This window comes from Mariniflexile sp. TRM1-10, from assembly GCF_003425985.1.
Lineage (GTDB): Bacteria > Bacteroidota > Bacteroidia > Flavobacteriales > Flavobacteriaceae > Mariniflexile.
In genome coordinates, this window is the sequence record NZ_CP022985.1 from 2044011 (window position 1) to 2060991 (window position 16981).

General features: G+C 36.9%; 11 protein-coding genes and 1 tRNA gene. 4 read left to right on the forward strand and 8 right to left on the reverse strand.

Annotated features, from left to right (window positions below; translation table 11 throughout):
• The first annotated feature begins 289 nt into the window (after positions 1 to 289).
• Positions 290 to 3073, forward strand: a complete 2784-nt coding sequence (locus CJ739_RS08730) for a M16 family metallopeptidase (RefSeq protein WP_236951638.1) — start codon at positions 290 to 292, stop codon at positions 3071 to 3073.
• Between the two features lie 978 nt (positions 3074 to 4051).
• On the opposite strand, the gene CJ739_RS08735 is transcribed toward CJ739_RS08730, so the two are convergent.
• The 7 genes from CJ739_RS08735 to CJ739_RS08765 form a co-directional block, all read right to left on the reverse strand.
• The gene (locus CJ739_RS08735; RefSeq protein ID WP_117174401.1) at positions 4052 to 4366 is read right to left on the reverse strand and encodes a DUF6520 family protein; all 315 of its coding nucleotides are present in this window, start codon (positions 4364 to 4366) and stop codon (positions 4052 to 4054) included.
• A gap of 81 nt (positions 4367 to 4447) precedes the next feature.
• Positions 4448 to 5569, reverse strand: a complete 1122-nt coding sequence (locus CJ739_RS08740; RefSeq protein ID WP_117174403.1) for a hypothetical protein — start codon at positions 5567 to 5569, stop codon at positions 4448 to 4450.
• Complete coding sequence (locus CJ739_RS08745) at positions 5566 to 6045, reverse strand: MauE/DoxX family redox-associated membrane protein (protein ID WP_236951639.1); 480 nt, start codon at positions 6043 to 6045, stop codon at positions 5566 to 5568. Before CJ739_RS08745 ends, CJ739_RS08740 begins: the two co-directional genes overlap by 4 nt.
• A 731-nt stretch (positions 6046 to 6776) precedes the next feature.
• Positions 6777 to 7460: a hypothetical protein gene (locus CJ739_RS08755; protein ID WP_162880176.1), complete on the reverse strand. Its 684-nt coding sequence runs from the start codon at positions 7458 to 7460 to the stop codon at positions 6777 to 6779.
• A 77-nt stretch (positions 7461 to 7537) separates the two neighbouring features.
• A complete protein-coding gene (locus tag CJ739_RS20330) occupies positions 7538 to 7675 on the reverse strand; it encodes a hypothetical protein (RefSeq protein ID WP_162880177.1) in 138 nt (45 codons plus the stop codon).
• 214 nt (positions 7676 to 7889) lie between these two features.
• Positions 7890 to 10553 (reverse strand): outer membrane beta-barrel protein, encoded by a 2664-nt coding sequence (locus tag CJ739_RS08760; protein ID WP_117174411.1) that lies wholly within the window; start codon positions 10551 to 10553, stop codon positions 7890 to 7892.
• A 418-nt stretch (positions 10554 to 10971) separates the two neighbouring features.
• Positions 10972 to 11051: transfer RNA gene (locus CJ739_RS08765), tRNA-Leu, on the reverse strand.
• A gap of 146 nt (positions 11052 to 11197) precedes the next feature.
• Between CJ739_RS08765 and CJ739_RS08770 the strand changes: the two genes are divergently transcribed.
• The 3 genes from CJ739_RS08770 to pth all read left to right on the forward strand — a co-directional run bounded on the left by CJ739_RS08770 (position 11198) and on the right by pth (position 13608).
• Entirely contained in the window at positions 11198 to 12139 is a 942-nt protein-coding gene (locus CJ739_RS08770) for a ribose-phosphate pyrophosphokinase (RefSeq protein ID WP_117174413.1), read from the forward strand.
• A gap of 55 nt (positions 12140 to 12194) precedes the next feature.
• Complete coding sequence (locus tag CJ739_RS08775) at positions 12195 to 12830, forward strand: 50S ribosomal protein L25/general stress protein Ctc (protein WP_117174415.1); 636 nt, start codon at positions 12195 to 12197, stop codon at positions 12828 to 12830.
• Positions 12831 to 12981: 151 nt separating this feature from the next.
• Complete coding sequence (gene pth, locus CJ739_RS08780; protein WP_117174417.1) at positions 12982 to 13608, forward strand: aminoacyl-tRNA hydrolase; 627 nt, start codon at positions 12982 to 12984, stop codon at positions 13606 to 13608.
• Between the two features lie 263 nt (positions 13609 to 13871).
• On the opposite strand, the gene CJ739_RS08785 is transcribed toward pth, so the two are convergent.
• The gene (locus CJ739_RS08785) at positions 13872 to 16943 is read right to left on the reverse strand and encodes a zinc-dependent metalloprotease (protein ID WP_162880178.1); all 3072 of its coding nucleotides are present in this window, start codon (positions 16941 to 16943) and stop codon (positions 13872 to 13874) included.
• Positions 16944 to 16981: the final 38 nt, after the last annotated feature.

Here is a 16981-nt window from a genome sequence, read left to right on the forward strand (position 1 = left end):
AAATCAAAGTATGCCAATTGGAAAAAGTTTAAACCACTTCTTTATTTTATTTTGAATTAGTCATTCATATTTTGAGCATTATTTTGATCCCGATAGCTATCGGGAGTACACGGCATCCCATTAGAGGATGGGGTGTCGTGTTTTTTAAACCTTGTTAAGCGTAAATAAATAAAACAGCCATAATCAACTTTTAAACACACAGAAAAATGATTATTTGGATGTTCCTCCAGCCGGCAGTGCAGGCAATAAAAATGAACCCATGAAAAATGTAGTGATTATATTAAGCTTTATGTTCTGTACCGTCCTTTCGGCGCAAACGATCCATAAAAATGACCTCTTGCCCCAAACCACCAACATTCGAAAGGGCGTGCTGGAAAACGGGATGACCTATTACATCGCAAAATCAACCTTGGTCAAAAACGTCGCCAGCTATTACATCATCCAAAATGTGGGCTCTGTGCTTGAAAACGATGACCAACAGGGCTTGGCACACTTTCTGGAGCACATGGCATTGAATGGTACCAAACATTTTGAAGGCAAGGGCATTTTGAATACCCTTCAGGAAAAAGGCCTGGTGTTCGGTAAGGACATCAATGCCTATACCTCTTTTGACGAAACCGTTTATAACATCGACAACATGCCCACAACGCCCGATATGATCGATACGGGTTTGTTGATATTAAAAGACTGGGCCAACAATCTGTTGTTAACCGATGCCGAGATCGATGCCGAACGTGGCGTCATAAAAGAAGAATGGCGCACCCGCCAAAACGGTAACATGCGTATATTACAACAACAATTGCCCACAATGTTCAACAACACCATCTACGCCAATCGACTCCCGATAGGGAAAATGGAAGTCATTGATAATTTTGAATATAAGGCACTACGCGACTTTTACCATGACTGGTACCGTACCGACCTACAGGCCATAGCAGTGGTAGGCGATATCAATTTGGATGGTATGGAAGCAAAGATAAAAGAACGGTTTTCCGACATTCCCCCAATCAAACATCCAAAGCAACGTATCAACACCCAAATTCGTGATAACGAGGTACTTTTATATGTTATGGCCCTGGATGAAGAAGTTTCTACGGCACAGATTACCTTTGGCATCCGCCATCCCAAAAGGTTACGGGAAGAAACGGTCGCCGATCTAAAGACCGACCTGCTCAACGCTATGGTCACGACCATGCTTTCAGCAAGGTTAAAGGAAATAAGCCAGAAACCCGAGGCACCCTTTCTTGGGGCACACATTGGCTTTGGCGACCATTCGAGAACGACCAAGTCCTTCACCTGTCAAATATACCCAAAGCCCAATGAGCAACAAGAAGCCTATAAAATAGCCATGACCGAAGTGTACCGAGCCGTCAAATTTGGATTTACACCTGAAGAATTGAATCGAACCATCCATCAGTTCGAGACCTCTTATGAAAAGTCTATTTCTAAAAAGGACGAACAGTCCCATCGCCAGCTCATCCAAACCATCAAAAATAATTATTTGGAACATGCTACCATGACCGATGTGGAACAGGAATACGAAGTTGTAAAATCCATCTTCAAAGGGTTAAAGGCAGAAGACGTGCACCGGGCGATAAGCAATTTATATACACAAAATAACCGCTACCTGTTGGTAACAGGAGTAAAGGGTCAAAACAATCTCACTAAAAAAGAAGCCGAGGCAATCCTAATGGAAATTGAGAACGATGGCACCCTTGCCCCATATACCGATGGATTTGCTGGAAAGACCCTCCTTTCAGATAACAGCATAACACCAGGAGAGATCAATTTCGAATATACGTCCCAAAAACTAAATGCCACGACCTTTACGCTAAGTAATGGGGTCAAGGTACATTATAAGTTCTCCAATAAAAACAAAAACGATGTCCAGTTCAAAGCCGTTAGTGATGGCGGACTGTCATTGGTTAAGGATGATGACCTACCATCGGCCAGTATGGTTAAAAATACCGTTGACTTTTCAGGCTTGGGCGATTATTCCGCTACCGACCTCACAAAAGTTCTGGCTGGCAAATCGGCAAATACGACCATATACATCAATAATATTACGGAAGGTATTAACGGCAACTCGACAAGCAAGGATGTGGAAGCCCTCCTGCAAATGGTTTATCTTCATTTTGTAAAACCCCGATTTGATGAAGCCGCCTTTAAGGTACTGATGGGCAATGTCAACAATTATATCATGCGTAGAAGTAAAGATATCAATGCCAAGATTAGCGATAGTGTTACGGTAGCTCTGTATGGTTATGATAACCCCCAACGCCGCTTGTTCGATCAGGACTATGCCAAGGAGATTGATTTCGAAACCATCAAGAAATTGTATAAAGAGCGTTTTGCAAACCCCGCAGATTTCCAATTTTTTATAGTCGGTGATGTCCCAATAGACAGCATCCGGCCTTTATTGAAATCCTATATCGCCAGTCTGCCTACCGAAAAGGGCAAAGAACAATGGATGGACAATACCCCAGATTGGGTGCGGAAGCATATAGATAAAGATGTCTTTTTGGAGATGGAAGACCCTAAAAGTACCGTTAGTATTGGCTATAGAAATAACTTGGATTATAGCCTTAAAAATGAATGGCTTGTAAGAACCTTGGGCGACCTCCTGCAATTACGCTATACCGAAACCCTCAGGGAGCAGGAAGGAGGTACCTATGGAGCTAGTGTCAATGCACAATTATTAAAAGAACCACGAAAACAAGCCACGATTTCGATAGCATTTGATGCTAACCCAGAAAAAGAGGAAGGGCTTATCAAAATAGTACATAACGAAATCCATAAATTGGCAGAAGGCGATATCGATCAAAGTGATTTGGATAAGACATTGACCAATTATCTCAAAGAACGGAAAGAAGCCAAAGACAACAATAGTGAATATATGCGTCTGCTCACCGATTATATTTTGGAGGGTTATAACAGGCACGATCCCAAAAACTTTGAGAACATCATCAATGGCATTTCCAAAAAGGACATTCAGGAAATCGCCAAAACCATCCTAAAAGGAGCTGATACCTATGAAATTGTTTGTAAGCCGGACCAAGCGTTAAAAAAATAGCCAGTCGATGTTTTATGTAGGAGCCAGCTTGTCGAGGGAAGCCCCAGTATATAACCACAATATTTCCTGCCTTTAAAATTCTCCTCCTTTAAAAGGAGGCGTGGATTCGGTTTCACTGAAAAAAACCGGAGACGAGGTGGTTTTAGCTTTCAAAATGTTTTACCCTTCCGTCTTTAAATCTTATCGGATTTAAATCCACCTTCCCTTAAAAAAGGGAAGAAGTGGTTTGTCGTTTTGATTTCGATATGGGTATAACCATGGTATTTTGCTACCTTTAAAACTCTCCTCCTTTAAAAGGAGACGAGGTGGTTTTGGTCTAAGTTCAATTGCTATTTTGGCTTAGAGGCAAAGACCTGTCAGGGTTTAAAACCCTGACAGGTCTTTTGATTAAATAAAAGCGGCACGGCGCGTATCCAAATCGTAGATGAATTTTCTGGAAAGAATGTTTTGTTTCAAACCGTTGGCAGTTCATCAGGTACTGTTGAGATTTAACTTTTAATTTCTAAGTAGGAAAAGATAATAGACATACACAGAAGTCAATCAATATAGCCTTTTGGTAAGGGCAAACAATTGGAATTTGTAAACGCCATATTCTAACAACCTGAGTTCAATATAAATTTTGACTAAGTTAGATGTTAGATATGCAATATTAGAAGTTCAAAGTTCAAAGTTTGATGTGCCAATGAAGCTTGTGATATACGATTCAACGATTATACGGTTAAACAGTTAAAAGTTACAGAGTATGTTTGTCAACCTGAACTATGGTTTTGTAATGATATCGGTTTTTTTTATTTTTATTTAACTATTTAAACATCTGAATATCAGATTACATGACGTCGAACTTACGTTTGTAGACGTTTATAAATTAAATATAACTATACAAAATATCTCAATTTTTTTGAAATAAAAAACCGTCTCAAGTTGTGAGACGGCTTCTTTCTCTAATCATTGAAATGCTGCAATAATCTCGTATAGCGATTATTGTCCATTTCCATTTGGTCTTTTATACAAAGTAATATTACATGGGGTCGTAATGTCGCCAGTTGCTGTATAAAACAATTGACGCTCTACACCAAATACAATAGTAGTACAAATCTGCGGAGCTATATCAGTTTGACATTGAATCGGCATGATTTGTACGCAGTTGTTTGCATCAGGATTTTGGTACCATCCTTTATTAACTGGAGCATCCTCTGCCTTACCATTTTCGGCAGGTGTAAAAGCAAGCGATGCGGTAATGGCAAACACCAGAGCAAACGCTGGTAAAACGATTTTAAAAATTTTTGATTTCATAATAAAAGTATTTAAAATTAAATTATTAGTGACCTACTCTTTTTTACAGGTTTTCGGTCTTAGCCCTGACTGCAGTATTGTTTATCGGTATTCCGATACTTGTTTTTTTGAATTTAGAGCCGTTGTGGCTGGAGGCTGCTGCGGTTCCTTAAAACGATCCCCTAGTTGGTAGGTAACGATATGGTTACCGATGAGTCCTATGAATTTATCATTGAGTACTTGAAATGTTGTTAGTTTTTGCGTTTCTATATCGGCTACATAAAAGCTAAATTGATAGCTGTTTTCCGTAAGGTCATAGACATCAATAACGGATGATTGTTCCCATAAAAACAAAGACTCTGTTTTTCCTAAACGCTTGGAGTTTACAAATAGGTAGTTTCCAGAGGTCGCACTGTAGTTATTCACCGTAAGGGCAGGTGCTGCCAGTTTCCGTTGGTTTTTAGAGGCGATGGTGCCCACTTGTATTTGGGCCTGGCTTATGGTATCCAAGGTGTTTCCCAATAATTGCAATTGGAGGCTGTCATTGGCTACAATATATTGGTTGCGGTAGCGGTAGGTATATATCAATCGTCGTAACTGCTGGTTGTACTGAAGGGTGCCATCAGTATCAAAAATGCCATCCACTTGTTTTTCCAAGAGCTTGTAAGAGAGGTTGGCCTTTGCTGTATCCATAAGGCTTATGGTACCAAGCACAAGCTCTTTGGTCTTGTTACTTATGGCTCGTATCGCTAAGGTAACCGAGTCCATAGGCTGGGCATTAGAGAAATAAAGCGGGTTTTTTAATATGGAGTGTGCTTTCCAGTCCTTGGTGCGCCCCCTAAGGACATACGGAACGGTACCGTCCATCAAGAAGAAGTAAGGGGGAGTCACCCGGAGCTGTGGGGAACGTAACGGCAAACTATCCTGATCCATAGTTAAATGAATCACTTCTTTGCTTTGAAGTGCCGTGTCCAGTACCGTAAGGTATAAGGGCGATTGAGGGTTTCCCAGATAGATTTGTCCATCGGCCGCTCCGGCGATATAATAGTTATTGTATTCCAGATCCAATTCATGAATTTTTTTTGGGGCATCATGAAGAAATCCACGTTTAAAACTCATGTCTCGCTGTATCTCTTTTTTTGTTAAGATAAACATCAATACAACAAGGCTCATACTGCCTATGGTACAGATTAAAAGAACGGTATAGGTTTTTTTACGTATCATGCGTATATATCGTATAAATAGTTTTTGGAGGTGTTCTTATTGTCATTGTTCATTTTGTCATTACTCATTAGTAGGATGCCCGTAAAGGCAAGAAAAACAAAGGCAATGTTAAATATTAAATGCTCAGTCCATCCCAATTTCTCGAGAACGCCCCCACAGGAACAGGGAATATCATTGCTAAAATTCAAAATGATAAAGATATAGGTTGTGAACATGACCATAAGGGTAAAGGCGGCATAAAGCCCCAAGCGTTTAAATCGCGGGATGATAAGCATCAATGCGATGACAAATTCAAGGAAAGGGATTCCCCAGGCTATGATATCTACAATGGGCGTTAACATGGCAGATTGCCCTACTTGGATCTTAAATTGGTCAAAGACCAATAGTTTGCTCATCGCTGCATATACAAACAACAGTATAAACAGGAAACAGATAATTTCCAATAAAATGTTTCTATATTTACTATGAATTTTCATGCTATTTATGATTATTTGTTCATCAACAGTACAAAGATGTCTAAGAAAACTTATTTCTAACGGATAAAAACTTGTCTCAGAGGGATAGAACTTGTCTCTGGTGTAAAAAAACTTGTCTGAGAGGGATTAATTGTGTGAAGCTGAGGGATAAGTCCCTGTTTTGTTAATTCAATATTGGGTTAATTATAATATTTCCTGCCTTTAAAATGGTTTTACCCTTCCGTCTTCAAATCCTATCGGATTTGAATCCACCTTCCCTTAAAAAAGGGAAGGAGTTGTTTGTTACTTTAATTTCAATATAGGAATAATGATAATATTTCACTGCCTTTTAAATTCTCCTCCTTTTAAAGGAGGAGTGGATTCGGTTTCGCAGAAAGAAACCGGAGACGAGGTGGTTTTAGCTTTTAGAATGGTTTTGCCCTTCCGTCTTCAAATCCTATCGGATTTAAATCCACCTTCCCTTTTTTAAGGGAAGGAGTTGTTTGTCGTATTGATCTCAATGCGGGTATCACCATGATGTTTCCTGCCTTTAAAATTCTCCTCCTTTTAAAGGAGGTGTGGGCTTCGGTTTTACAGAAAAAAACCGAAGCCGAGATGGTTTTAGCTTGGTATTTTCGGCAAAAACTATATCTGGTTCAAAAATTCCTATTTTTTCGCTTCAATCAAAAAAGTTTAAACGAGTTCGTGGATTAGCTACAAATATTGGGGATTGTTTACGAAGGTTCCTGTCTTTAAAACATCTGGTACGAATGCTCATAATGTTTTAATGTGATATATGGTAGATGGCTTAACTTTAATTCGAACCCATTCGATTTTATTTGGTTAACGATTTCCGTTCTATCAATACCAAAGGTGAAAGACATATAATAAAGATATTCTTCTTTGTCGTCTGAAGCGGTTTTTTCTTCTCCCAAACTATTAAAGATTGTAAAAAAGCAATGCCAGTGCGCTCCACTATCAATAATTTTAATATGTAATATTTTGGTTGTTTCAAAAAATCTTTTGGGAAATCTAAAGGTATGTTGACTCAATGTGTATCCGAATTTATGGTACGCCATAAAAATAAAGGCTGTGAGCACTTCCGGGGTTACTGCTAATTTTTTGAGTAACTTTTCTTGATCTTCTTTACTATCGGTTTTTAAAAGCTGAATTAAGTTTTCCGGAATTTTTATGGCTTGGAATTCTTCTTTTAGCTTTAACCAATCATTAAAAGCATTTCTAAATATTTCCTTGCTCCTGGCCGTAAATTCCTTTACACCCGTTATCTCTTCTTTAGGAATGCCATTTAAAATCATTTGTTTTGTGATGATTTTATTTCCATATTGTTCAATGGGGTTTTTCATTTCAAAATCCCTATCTTCAAACACTACGAATTTTTTGTTGGTTTTTTTATGTGTAAGTAAGTGTTGTATCATTAGCTTTTTTTTGCCTGGGGTTGCTTTATATAACAAATAAAGCTAAGAAAACTTATCTCTAACGGATTAAAACTTGTCTAAGAGGGATTTATTGAAGCTTTTTGTGGTTTTCCGGTTCTAAAAACAGTATTTCCAATGCCTTCGACTGCGCTACCATTGATGTATTCTATAAACCGCTGTTTTATAGCTAATTGATATGCCAAGTTCTCTTGCATTGTGGCTTATTGTTGAACTTGTAAAACTACGTCATCACATTCGCTAGTTAAAAAACTTAACAAAGGTCTCAGACTGACATCTGAATATATTTAGATTTTTGTCATGTACTAAATGGGATTTTATTAAAATACTCGTGTATTCGTGGCAAAACAGACATTCACTTTGCAATCAAACCTATAAACTCGTTTAAAATCATAGTGATTTAGTTTGACTTTAGTAACTATTAAGTTTCCAACTAAAACTTAACATAAAGTACTGTTTCAGGACAGTGCTTTGTAGATCTTGGATATAATTTTCTGTAGCCATACGTTTTGCGTTCGTATTTTGGTTTAATAAATCATAAATCTTAAAAGTTAAAGTTCCTTGATCTTTAAGCATTGTATACATCAAGGATGTGTTCCAAAACCAGGCACTTTTTTGAAAACCCAGCGTTATGTTTGGGTTATAATTAAAGCTAATATCATGTTGCCATTCAAATTTTTTAGGAACGTATGTTGTTAGTTGAAGTCCTATCGAATGATCAATAAATTGCTGATCTTTAAAATCGTCTAAATCAAATGTGGTTCTGTTAAATGAGACCCTGTAATTTGGCATAAGCGTCATGACATCCTTCCACGTAAAGTTAAGGCCGGCATATGGTATTAGAAAGTTATTGTTTGAAACATATTGCACGCCATTATTAAAGTTAATAAATTTATTGATGCCCATATATAGGCTTACTAGATATTTAAGTGTCTTTAAGCTGTCTATTTTCACTAACTTACTATAACTGCCGCTGGCACCTATATCATAACCGCCATCTACATTTGCATAGGTTGTATGTCGTATAAAGTTTTCATTAATTGTAGTTTTAGGAACAATCTGATTGTTCCTAAAATCGGCTACTACATGGCTAATGAAATTTGTTTGCTTTTGAAAATCGAATGCATTATATAGGAAAGAAAAATTGTGGGTGTTTGTAGGTTCTAAGTTAGGGTTGCCTGTTATCGTGTTTAAGGGATCCGATATATCCTGAAATGGTTGTAATTGTGATAATTGTGGGGGTGTATTATTTAAACTATAACCGAAGGACATCGATGATTTTGGGTTAAATTGATAATAAGACCCCAATTTTAGTTCCAAAGCTTTAAAAGAGTGTATTAAACTTAAGTGGGGTCTTAAAAAATCGATATTATTTAGGGTACTAAATACATAGCCCGATTCCAAATTAATAGACCACATTTCTTTTGTATACGTTAGCTTTAGCCCTGGGGTACTTCTTTTGTTCATATATTCAAAATCTGTACTTAAATCTGCATTAAATAAGGTGAAATCCTGTGTGTTGGTATCAAAACTGTAAGTGCTTTTGGTGTTTTTCTGGATATCATTTCTATAACTAAATTTAAAGTCTAAAAACAATTCCTTGGCTTTTAAAGGAAGCCGATATGCTATGTTAGTATAGAAGCCTTTTTTTTTGAGGGCTCCCTGTGTCAATTGGTTTCTACTAATAGTTTCGGGATTTGCCCCAAAAATAGTCGTTTCCGAAGTCAGGTAATCATCAGTTTCTGTGGTATTGTATTCATTTGAGACATGAAGTTTTAAATAGGCGCCATTATTACCAAATAGTTTCGTTACATCTAAATTGTTTCTAAAGTTTTCATCCATAGTTTCTGCAAAAGATGATGCGCTGGATTGATTAGTTACTGTATTTTTATCGTCTCTGGATGTTTCATCACTGGATGTTTCTATTTTAGTGTTGGTCGTTTTAAATGACGGACTCATGTTGATTAAAAGTGTAGAATCAACGCTGATGTTAAAACCCAAATCAACACTATGATTATCAGTTTCGTTATCTAAGTTTGAACCGGAATTAGAGATATATTTCGAATTGGGAAGGGTGTATGTTCTTTGAGCGGTTTTCTCGTTTTCTGAACGGCTATCAGAATGAAAATAATTGGCAGAGATATCCAGCTTTTTCTCAAAGGTGTCAACATAATTGGCGCCATAATTTTGAGATGTTATGATGCCTTCTCCACCTCCATGGTCGCTTTTAAAACCAAATCCAGGCGAATTTGTATTATTTCCTCCCGCAAGCATGCTAATACGCTGGTCATCATCAAAAAGATTAAGCATTCCTGCAAACATGTAACGCCTATTTGTTCCTGATCCAGCGGCTACTCGCCCAAAAATACCGTTACTGTTTTTGTTCTTTATAGTTAAATTAATAGTCTTTTTGTCTTTATTACCTTCATCTCCGGCAAAAGCTTCAGCCTTGGTTTTTGTATTTGTAATTTGGACACTCTCAATGATGTCCTTGCTTAAATTTCTGGTTGTTATGGTGGGGTCATTGCCAAAAAAAGGTTTTCCATTTACCAAAATTTTATCCACCGTTTTGCCATTTATAGTTATATTTCCTTTGGGATCAACTTCTACTCCTGGCAATTGCTTTAATAAATCTTCAATATTTGCATCTTTTTTAGTTTTAAAGGACGAGACATTAAATTCTAAAGTGTCTTTTTTTATCCTAACGGGAGTCCTAGATGTTATAAGTACTTCCTCTAAAGCATTCAGATCTGTTTTTAGATTAATGGTGCTTAAATGAATAGCTTCCTGATTCAAATGAATGGGTTGATAATAGGTTTGATAGCCAACATACGAGATATAAAGATTCAAACTCGGGTTTGTTGTTTTGCCTTCTAAAGAAAAATTTCCGTTTTTGTCTGAAATAGTATAAGTTACCAATGAGCTGTCCTTAACACGTTCGAGATAGATAGTAGCAGCTTCTAAAGGTGTTTTATCGACTTCGGCGATTAAAGTTCCCGAAATTTTAAATGCTTTGGTTTGCGCTAAAGCCACTGTTGCACAGAAAATTGAGAATGTAAAAAAATAATGTTTCATGTGTTTACAGCTATTGGGATAGACATGATTAATCAGACATGGAACTCTGTCTTAGTTAATTTCGGCTACGCACAATCTTGAGGATTTCAGAAAAGGGGTGATTGGGCGCAACCGAAAGTCAACTACTAACTAAAAAGCATTAACAAAGGTCGATGATAAAACTTATCTCAAATGGATTAAAACTTGTCTTAAAGGGATTCTATAATGTCACCTTAAAGAAGAATGACATTACAAAGGAAAGGAGGTACAAACCGCTTCTAAGCACACTGGATTCTTATAGGATTGTTTTTTTAAACCTTTTGGGGTATATACATGTTTTTTAGCCGAAAAAAAAATTCAACCGTACATAAATCGTACAAACAATAAAATAAAAAATCCGTAAACAATTAATAATCAATTGTATTACGGATTTTTGTTGTACTCAAGGCGGGAATCGAACCCGCACTCCGAAGAACCGGATTTTGAATCCGGCGCGTCTACCAATTCCGCCACTTGAGCTTAAATAGGACTGCAAAAATATATATTTTTTCTATAATATTCATAAAAATAGTGAGCAATATACTTTTTAGGTTAAAATAAATGTATAAATTTGCACCTCGTTTAAAATAGGGCGCGCTTTTGCGCTATAAAACAATAAGTTAACCATGCCAATTGTGATTACCGAAGCTAAAATTTTTGCATGTACTCAAAGTAAGGTGCTTGGAGAGAAAATTGCTAAAGCTTTTGGGTCAGAACTAGGCAATGTGATTACCTCTACTTATAGCGATGGTGAGTTTCAACCCTCATACGAAGAATCTATTAGAGGGACACGTATTTTCATCATTGGTTCTACCAATCCAGGACCAGAGAATTTAATGGAAATGTTGTTGATGATTGATGCTGCCAAACGTGCTTCGGCAAGACATATAACCGCAGTATTACCTTATTTTGGATGGGCAAGACAAGACAGGAAAGATAAACCAAGAGTGCCAATAGCCGCTAAATTGGTGGCTAAAATGTTGGAAGCCGCAGGTGCAACTCGAATTATCACCATGGATCTGCATGCAGACCAAATACAAGGATTTTTTGAAAAACCCGTCGATCATTTATTTGCATCAACCATTTTCTTGCCTTATTTGCAAAGTTTAAATTTAGATAATTTAACCATTGCATCGCCAGATATGGGAGGTTCCAAAAGAGCTTATGCCTATTCAAAAGCATTAGAATGCGATGTGGTAATTTGTTATAAACAGCGCGCTAAAGCCAATATCATTTCCCATATGGAATTAATAGGGGATGTTACTGGTAAAAATGTCGTATTGGTTGATGATATGGTTGATACAGCCGGAACACTAACAAAAGCAGCCGATTTAATGATGGAACGTGGTGCGTTAAGTGTAAGAGCTATTTGTACTCACCCTATATTATCTGGAAAGGCATACGAGAATTTAAATAATTCAAACTTAGAAGAATTGATAGTAACCGATTCCATACCTATTAAACCATTAAGTGATAAAATCAGGGTTTTAAGCTGTGCCAATTTATTTGCTGAAGTTATGGAAAAAGTACACAACAACAAGTCTATTAGTTCAAAATTTATCATGTAGGCTCAAAAGGCACGCATAAAAAGAGAATAATAATTATTAACTATATATTTTAAAAATGAAATCAATTACAATCAACGGATCTCAAAGAGAAAGCGTGGGCAAAAAAGCAACAAAAGCCTTACGTAATGCTGGTCAGGTTCCTTGCGTATTATACGGAGGAGATAAGCCAGTTCATTTCAGTGCAGAAGAATTAGCGTTCTCATCACTTGTATACACTCCAAATGCGCATACAGTTGTGATTGCTTTGGAAAATGGTGAAAAATATAATGCTGTTTTACAAGACATTCAATTTCACCCAGTAACAGACAAAATCTTACACATAGATTTTTATCAGTTATTCGAAGACAAAGAAATTACTATGGAAATTCCAATCAGTTTTGTTGGAAACTCTCGTGGTGTTAAAAATGGTGGTGTATTGCGTAAAAACAGACGTAGCTTACGTGTTAAAGCATTGCCAGCTAACTTACCGGATTTTATCGAAGCAGATATTACGCCGCTTAAAATTGGAAGCAAACTTTACATTACTACATTACAGAACGATGCTTACAAATTCATGCACCCAGACAATACAGTAGTTTGTCTTGTAAGACGTTCTAGAGCGTCAGTAGATGCATTTGATGATGAAGAAGAAGAAGCAGCAGCTGAGGCAGCGGCAGAAGCGGCAGCTGAAGTAGAAGCAACTCAAGAATAGATAATATTCTTATTAAATACCAAAAGCATCCCGAATATTTCAGGATGCTTTTTTTTGTTTTACCCATGTTTTAAAAAGTATACCGCTTCAATCAAAAAAGTTTAAACGAATTCATTTTTTTTGTTTTAATTTTAGCACACAAAACAAAATCATGTGGAAATTTTTATTAAGGTTATTTAAAAAGAAAAGTCATCCAAACGAACAAGATACCATGAAAAAGTTTTTAATTGTTGGTCTAGGAAATATTGGCGAAGCGTATGCCAACACCCGTCATAATATAGGATTCAGAATTTTAGACCATTTTGCTTCACAAGAAAATATAACTTTCGAAACTAAAAAACTGGGAGACACCGCCACTTATAAGTTAAAAGGAAGAACCTTTATTTTTTTAAAACCAAGTACCTACATGAATTTAAGCGGAAAGGCAGTGGTCTATTGGTTAACTAAAGAAAATATTCCGTTAGAAAATTTGTTGGTAATAACCGATGATTTAAACCTGTCTTTCGGAAGTATTCGTGTAAAAACCAAAGGAAGCGATGGTGGCCATAACGGATTAAAAGACATACAAGCAAAGCTAAATACCACAAACTACAACCGCTTTAGATTTGGTATTAGTGATGCCTTTAATAAAGGGCAACAGGTTGACTATGTGCTGGGTGAATGGACCGATGATGAAAACGAAAAACTTAAAGAACGCTTAGATAAATCTATCGAGCTTATAAAATCCTTTGGCTTGGCAGGCATTAATATTACCATGAATACCTTTAATGGCAAGTAAAAGTGGATGCGTTCGTCAAACTGAACTTGTTTCAGTTTCACATAACTTATTATTAGCTTATTGATTCGTATTGATTATTTAATTGTATATCCGTAATCAATCATTTAGAGAATATCGTTGTCTGGTCGAGCGCAGTCGAGACCTAATTTTGAAATCGTTAAGTTAATAACCTCTCGACTGCGCTCGAGGAGACCCGCTCATTATGATTAATAACGGACAATCAAATTATTTAAAATGAATTTGCGGTTTTATTTCTTCAAATATTATTTTACCACAATCTTTTTAGTAGATTTCCTAACACCATCACTCACAATTAATAAATACATGCCAGATTGTACATTATTTAACTGCAATTCCTGACTAAAATCACCAACGTTCGGGAAGGTATTTTTATAAATATGCCTTCCTCTAATATCAAAAACAGCAATATCAATCGCTCGTTCCAATGAGCCATTTAATTGAATAACAAACTTGCCATTATTCGGGTTAGGAAACACCACAAAATTCTCGAAACCAAATGCTTCAATAGCCATGGTTGGCATGATGTTTAGCGTATAATCTTCAACTTCACCATCAAATCCATTTTCGCAAGCGCTAGGAGGACCATCATCATCAAATTTTGTACTTACTCTCATAGTGGTATTTCCTAAAATGGCTCCAACAGGAATGGTAATTGAAAGTGGCACGTTTGAAGTAGCACCATTGGTAACATTGGTAGCTGTGCCTAAATTATATTCTTCCCCAGCGTCATTAAAGCTACAGTTCTGGTTCCAATCTATCCATACCTTGGTGCCTGTTGTAAAGTCTCCATCGGTATTTACGTGTACTGTTAAAGGATAACTGCTATTTCTATTAACATAGGTAGTGATATTTGTGTAATTATTATAGCCAGAAGGTTTTCCTGATGCGTTATTGATGGTATTAAACTGAACTAGAGTAGTGCTGGTTTCGTATTGAGTATTTGCGATAGAGGCGCAAAGCCCATTGAAAAAAGGGAAATTTAAAACTTTATTTTTAGTTATTGAAGATGAAGTGCCAGTTACCGTAATTAGATAATCTCCTTGCGGAACACCAGATAAATCACTAATGGTCATGGTAACAGGTCCAGAAGCATCTAAATTTGCTGGAGAAAAAGTTACAGAAGAACCACTTGGATTTCCCGATGCACTAAAAACAGTATTTTCAGAAAAACCATTAGCAGTTACATAATTAAAATGGAATGTTGCTGTAGTGGTGGCACACTCTAAGGGATCTAAAGTTTCTTCAACAATAAAAAAATCGGGGTTTGATGAAATGGAAAAATTAAAATTTGAAACATCGTAAAAAATATTATCGGCAGCTTCAATTAATAGTCTGGCTAGCGATGTGTCTGGAATTGAAGGCACCGTGTATGAAAAGGCACCATCGTTAGGTGTGTTTGATGCAACGTTTATTGGAAACGTTAAACCACCATCGGTAGAGAGCTTGATATTTACATTTTGGCAGTTTATGGTAGCATTGGCTGTTTGCCCAACCTCCCAATTTATAGTTACATTACTGCCTTGACTCCAAGACACAGGGTTTGAAATAGTAAATGGCGTTACATCTTCTACGGTTATTGCCATGGTATCAAAACTACTTTGTCCGCCACTGACACTAGCTGGGGCTCTGTCCCTTACCGTTAGTGCCCAATTTAAGTTTCTTCCAACGGTTGAAACCGTTTCCCAATCACTTCCTAAAGAGGGATTGGTTTGAATGGTATTTCCAGCTAATACACTGCTTAATTTCGGGATGTATCTATCAGAAGCGTTTGAAGGAGGCAATGATCTATTCATTGAACCAGAAGCTAAAGTTGGCCCGAAATTTAAATAATTTACGAGACCGCTATCAATTTGTTCCCAACTATACGTTAAGTTATCACTACCGTCTGCATCGGTAGCTGCACCTTTTAAAACATAGGCTGTTCCAGCTGGAATGTGATAATCGTTTCCAGCATTTGCAATGGGCGGATTATTGGTGATTACTTCAGTTGTTTGGCAACTTTTACCACCCAAATTACTTAATATTTGTTTAATGCTTTGATAATGAAAATAGGGGTCGCTATTGTTTTGCACATCATCTTCACCAGTAATTCCCGCGTAAGCCATAATTGTACTGCCACTTCCTGGTTCGGAATTCACACCGGTACCTTCATTTTCATAAGCAAAGGTATGGTTAGCGCCCATTTGATGCCCAATTTCATGAACAACAAAATCGATATCAAAGGTATCGCCTTCTGGGATACCATTTGAGGGTGAGGTAAATCCACTTCCTTTATTATGGTCTGAATCGCTAACGGAGTCATTATTACATACACAACCAATACACCCAGCAATACCTCCGCCACCGGTGGCACCAAATAAGTGGCCAATATCGTAAGCAGCATTTCCAATGGTATTGGTTAAGTTATTTTGAAGTTGAAGACTCCAGCCATTTGTGTTATCAAAATTATCTTCATCAGCGCCTACATTAGCATCAGAATAGGGGTCGGTTGTAGCATCTGTATATATTAATTGTGGGGCATTAACAAGTTCAAAAGTAACTGCCATATCGGTTTCAAAAATTTCGTTAACCCTGCTTAAAGTTGCATTTATAGCTGCTAAAGCATCGGCAACGGCATCACCATTTCCAGAAATGCCATCATCATGATACGCCGTATATTCGGCAGTTGTAGAAATAGCTATTCTGAATTTTTGAAGTGTTTGGTTGTTAGCACCTCCCTCATTAATGGCAATTTTTGAAGCTAAACCATTTTTATTAAACGTTTCATTGAGCTCATCAAGGGTTTTACATTCAAAGACGTTTTTTGTTTTGTTTTTATCCGTTCTCCGGTACAAAATGTACTCCTTAGAGCCTTTTGATGCGGGTTCCATAAAAACAGCAGGTTTGTTGCTGTAAGAAATCATGGTTTGTACCCCTTGTGGCGAAACGCTCATACGTAACCGCGTTCCAGTATTATCGGTGCTTATACCCACATATGATTTTATATCAGGGTATTTTGCAGCTAAGTCTGGAGCAAAAACAGAGGCTTCGTAAATTCTAAAAGTTTCTAATTTGCCATTTTCAGCAGGCATGGTGATTATGGTTGCTTTTTGTCTTGTTTTTGAGTTTCTTGAAACAGCACCAGATAGCGATTCTTGCAACAAATTGTTATGAAGCTTGAAAACATGAACATTGTTTTTGTTTAAATTGAATTTTGAAATTATCTTGGAATCTTTAATGGTTTCAACCTTTTCCCATGAAGAATTTTGGGAAGACACCGAAAAGATAAACAAAAACATTGCTATTGATAAAACATAATGTAGTTTTGCTTTCATAAGTAGATATTGTTGTTTTTTAAAGGTCATATGGACAC

Excerpts from the sequence above, each read along its gene's own strand:
- CJ739_RS08755 (WP_162880176.1), bottom strand. The coding sequence starts at position 7,460 with ATGATACAACACTTACTTACACATAAAAAAACCAACAAAAAATTCGTA.
- CJ739_RS08785 (WP_162880178.1), bottom strand. The coding sequence starts at position 16,943 with ATGAAAGCAAAACTACATTATGTTTTATCAATAGCAATGTTTTTGTTT.
- CJ739_RS08745 (WP_236951639.1), bottom strand. The coding sequence starts at position 6,045 with ATGAAAATTCATAGTAAATATAGAAACATTTTATTGGAAATTATCTGT.
- CJ739_RS20330 (WP_162880177.1), bottom strand. The coding sequence starts at position 7,675 with ATGCAAGAGAACTTGGCATATCAATTAGCTATAAAACAGCGGTTTATA.
- pth (WP_117174417.1), top strand. The coding sequence starts at position 12,982 with ATGTGGAAATTTTTATTAAGGTTATTTAAAAAGAAAAGTCATCCAAAC.
- CJ739_RS08740 (WP_117174403.1), bottom strand. The coding sequence starts at position 5,569 with ATGATACGTAAAAAAACCTATACCGTTCTTTTAATCTGTACCATAGGC.
- CJ739_RS08735 (WP_117174401.1), bottom strand. The coding sequence starts at position 4,366 with ATGAAATCAAAAATTTTTAAAATCGTTTTACCAGCGTTTGCTCTGGTG.
- CJ739_RS08775 (WP_117174415.1), top strand. The coding sequence starts at position 12,195 with ATGAAATCAATTACAATCAACGGATCTCAAAGAGAAAGCGTGGGCAAA.
- CJ739_RS08770 (WP_117174413.1), top strand. The coding sequence starts at position 11,198 with ATGCCAATTGTGATTACCGAAGCTAAAATTTTTGCATGTACTCAAAGT.
- CJ739_RS08730 (WP_236951638.1), top strand. The coding sequence starts at position 290 with ATGTTCTGTACCGTCCTTTCGGCGCAAACGATCCATAAAAATGACCTC.
- CJ739_RS08760 (WP_117174411.1), bottom strand. The coding sequence starts at position 10,553 with ATGAAACATTATTTTTTTACATTCTCAATTTTCTGTGCAACAGTGGCT.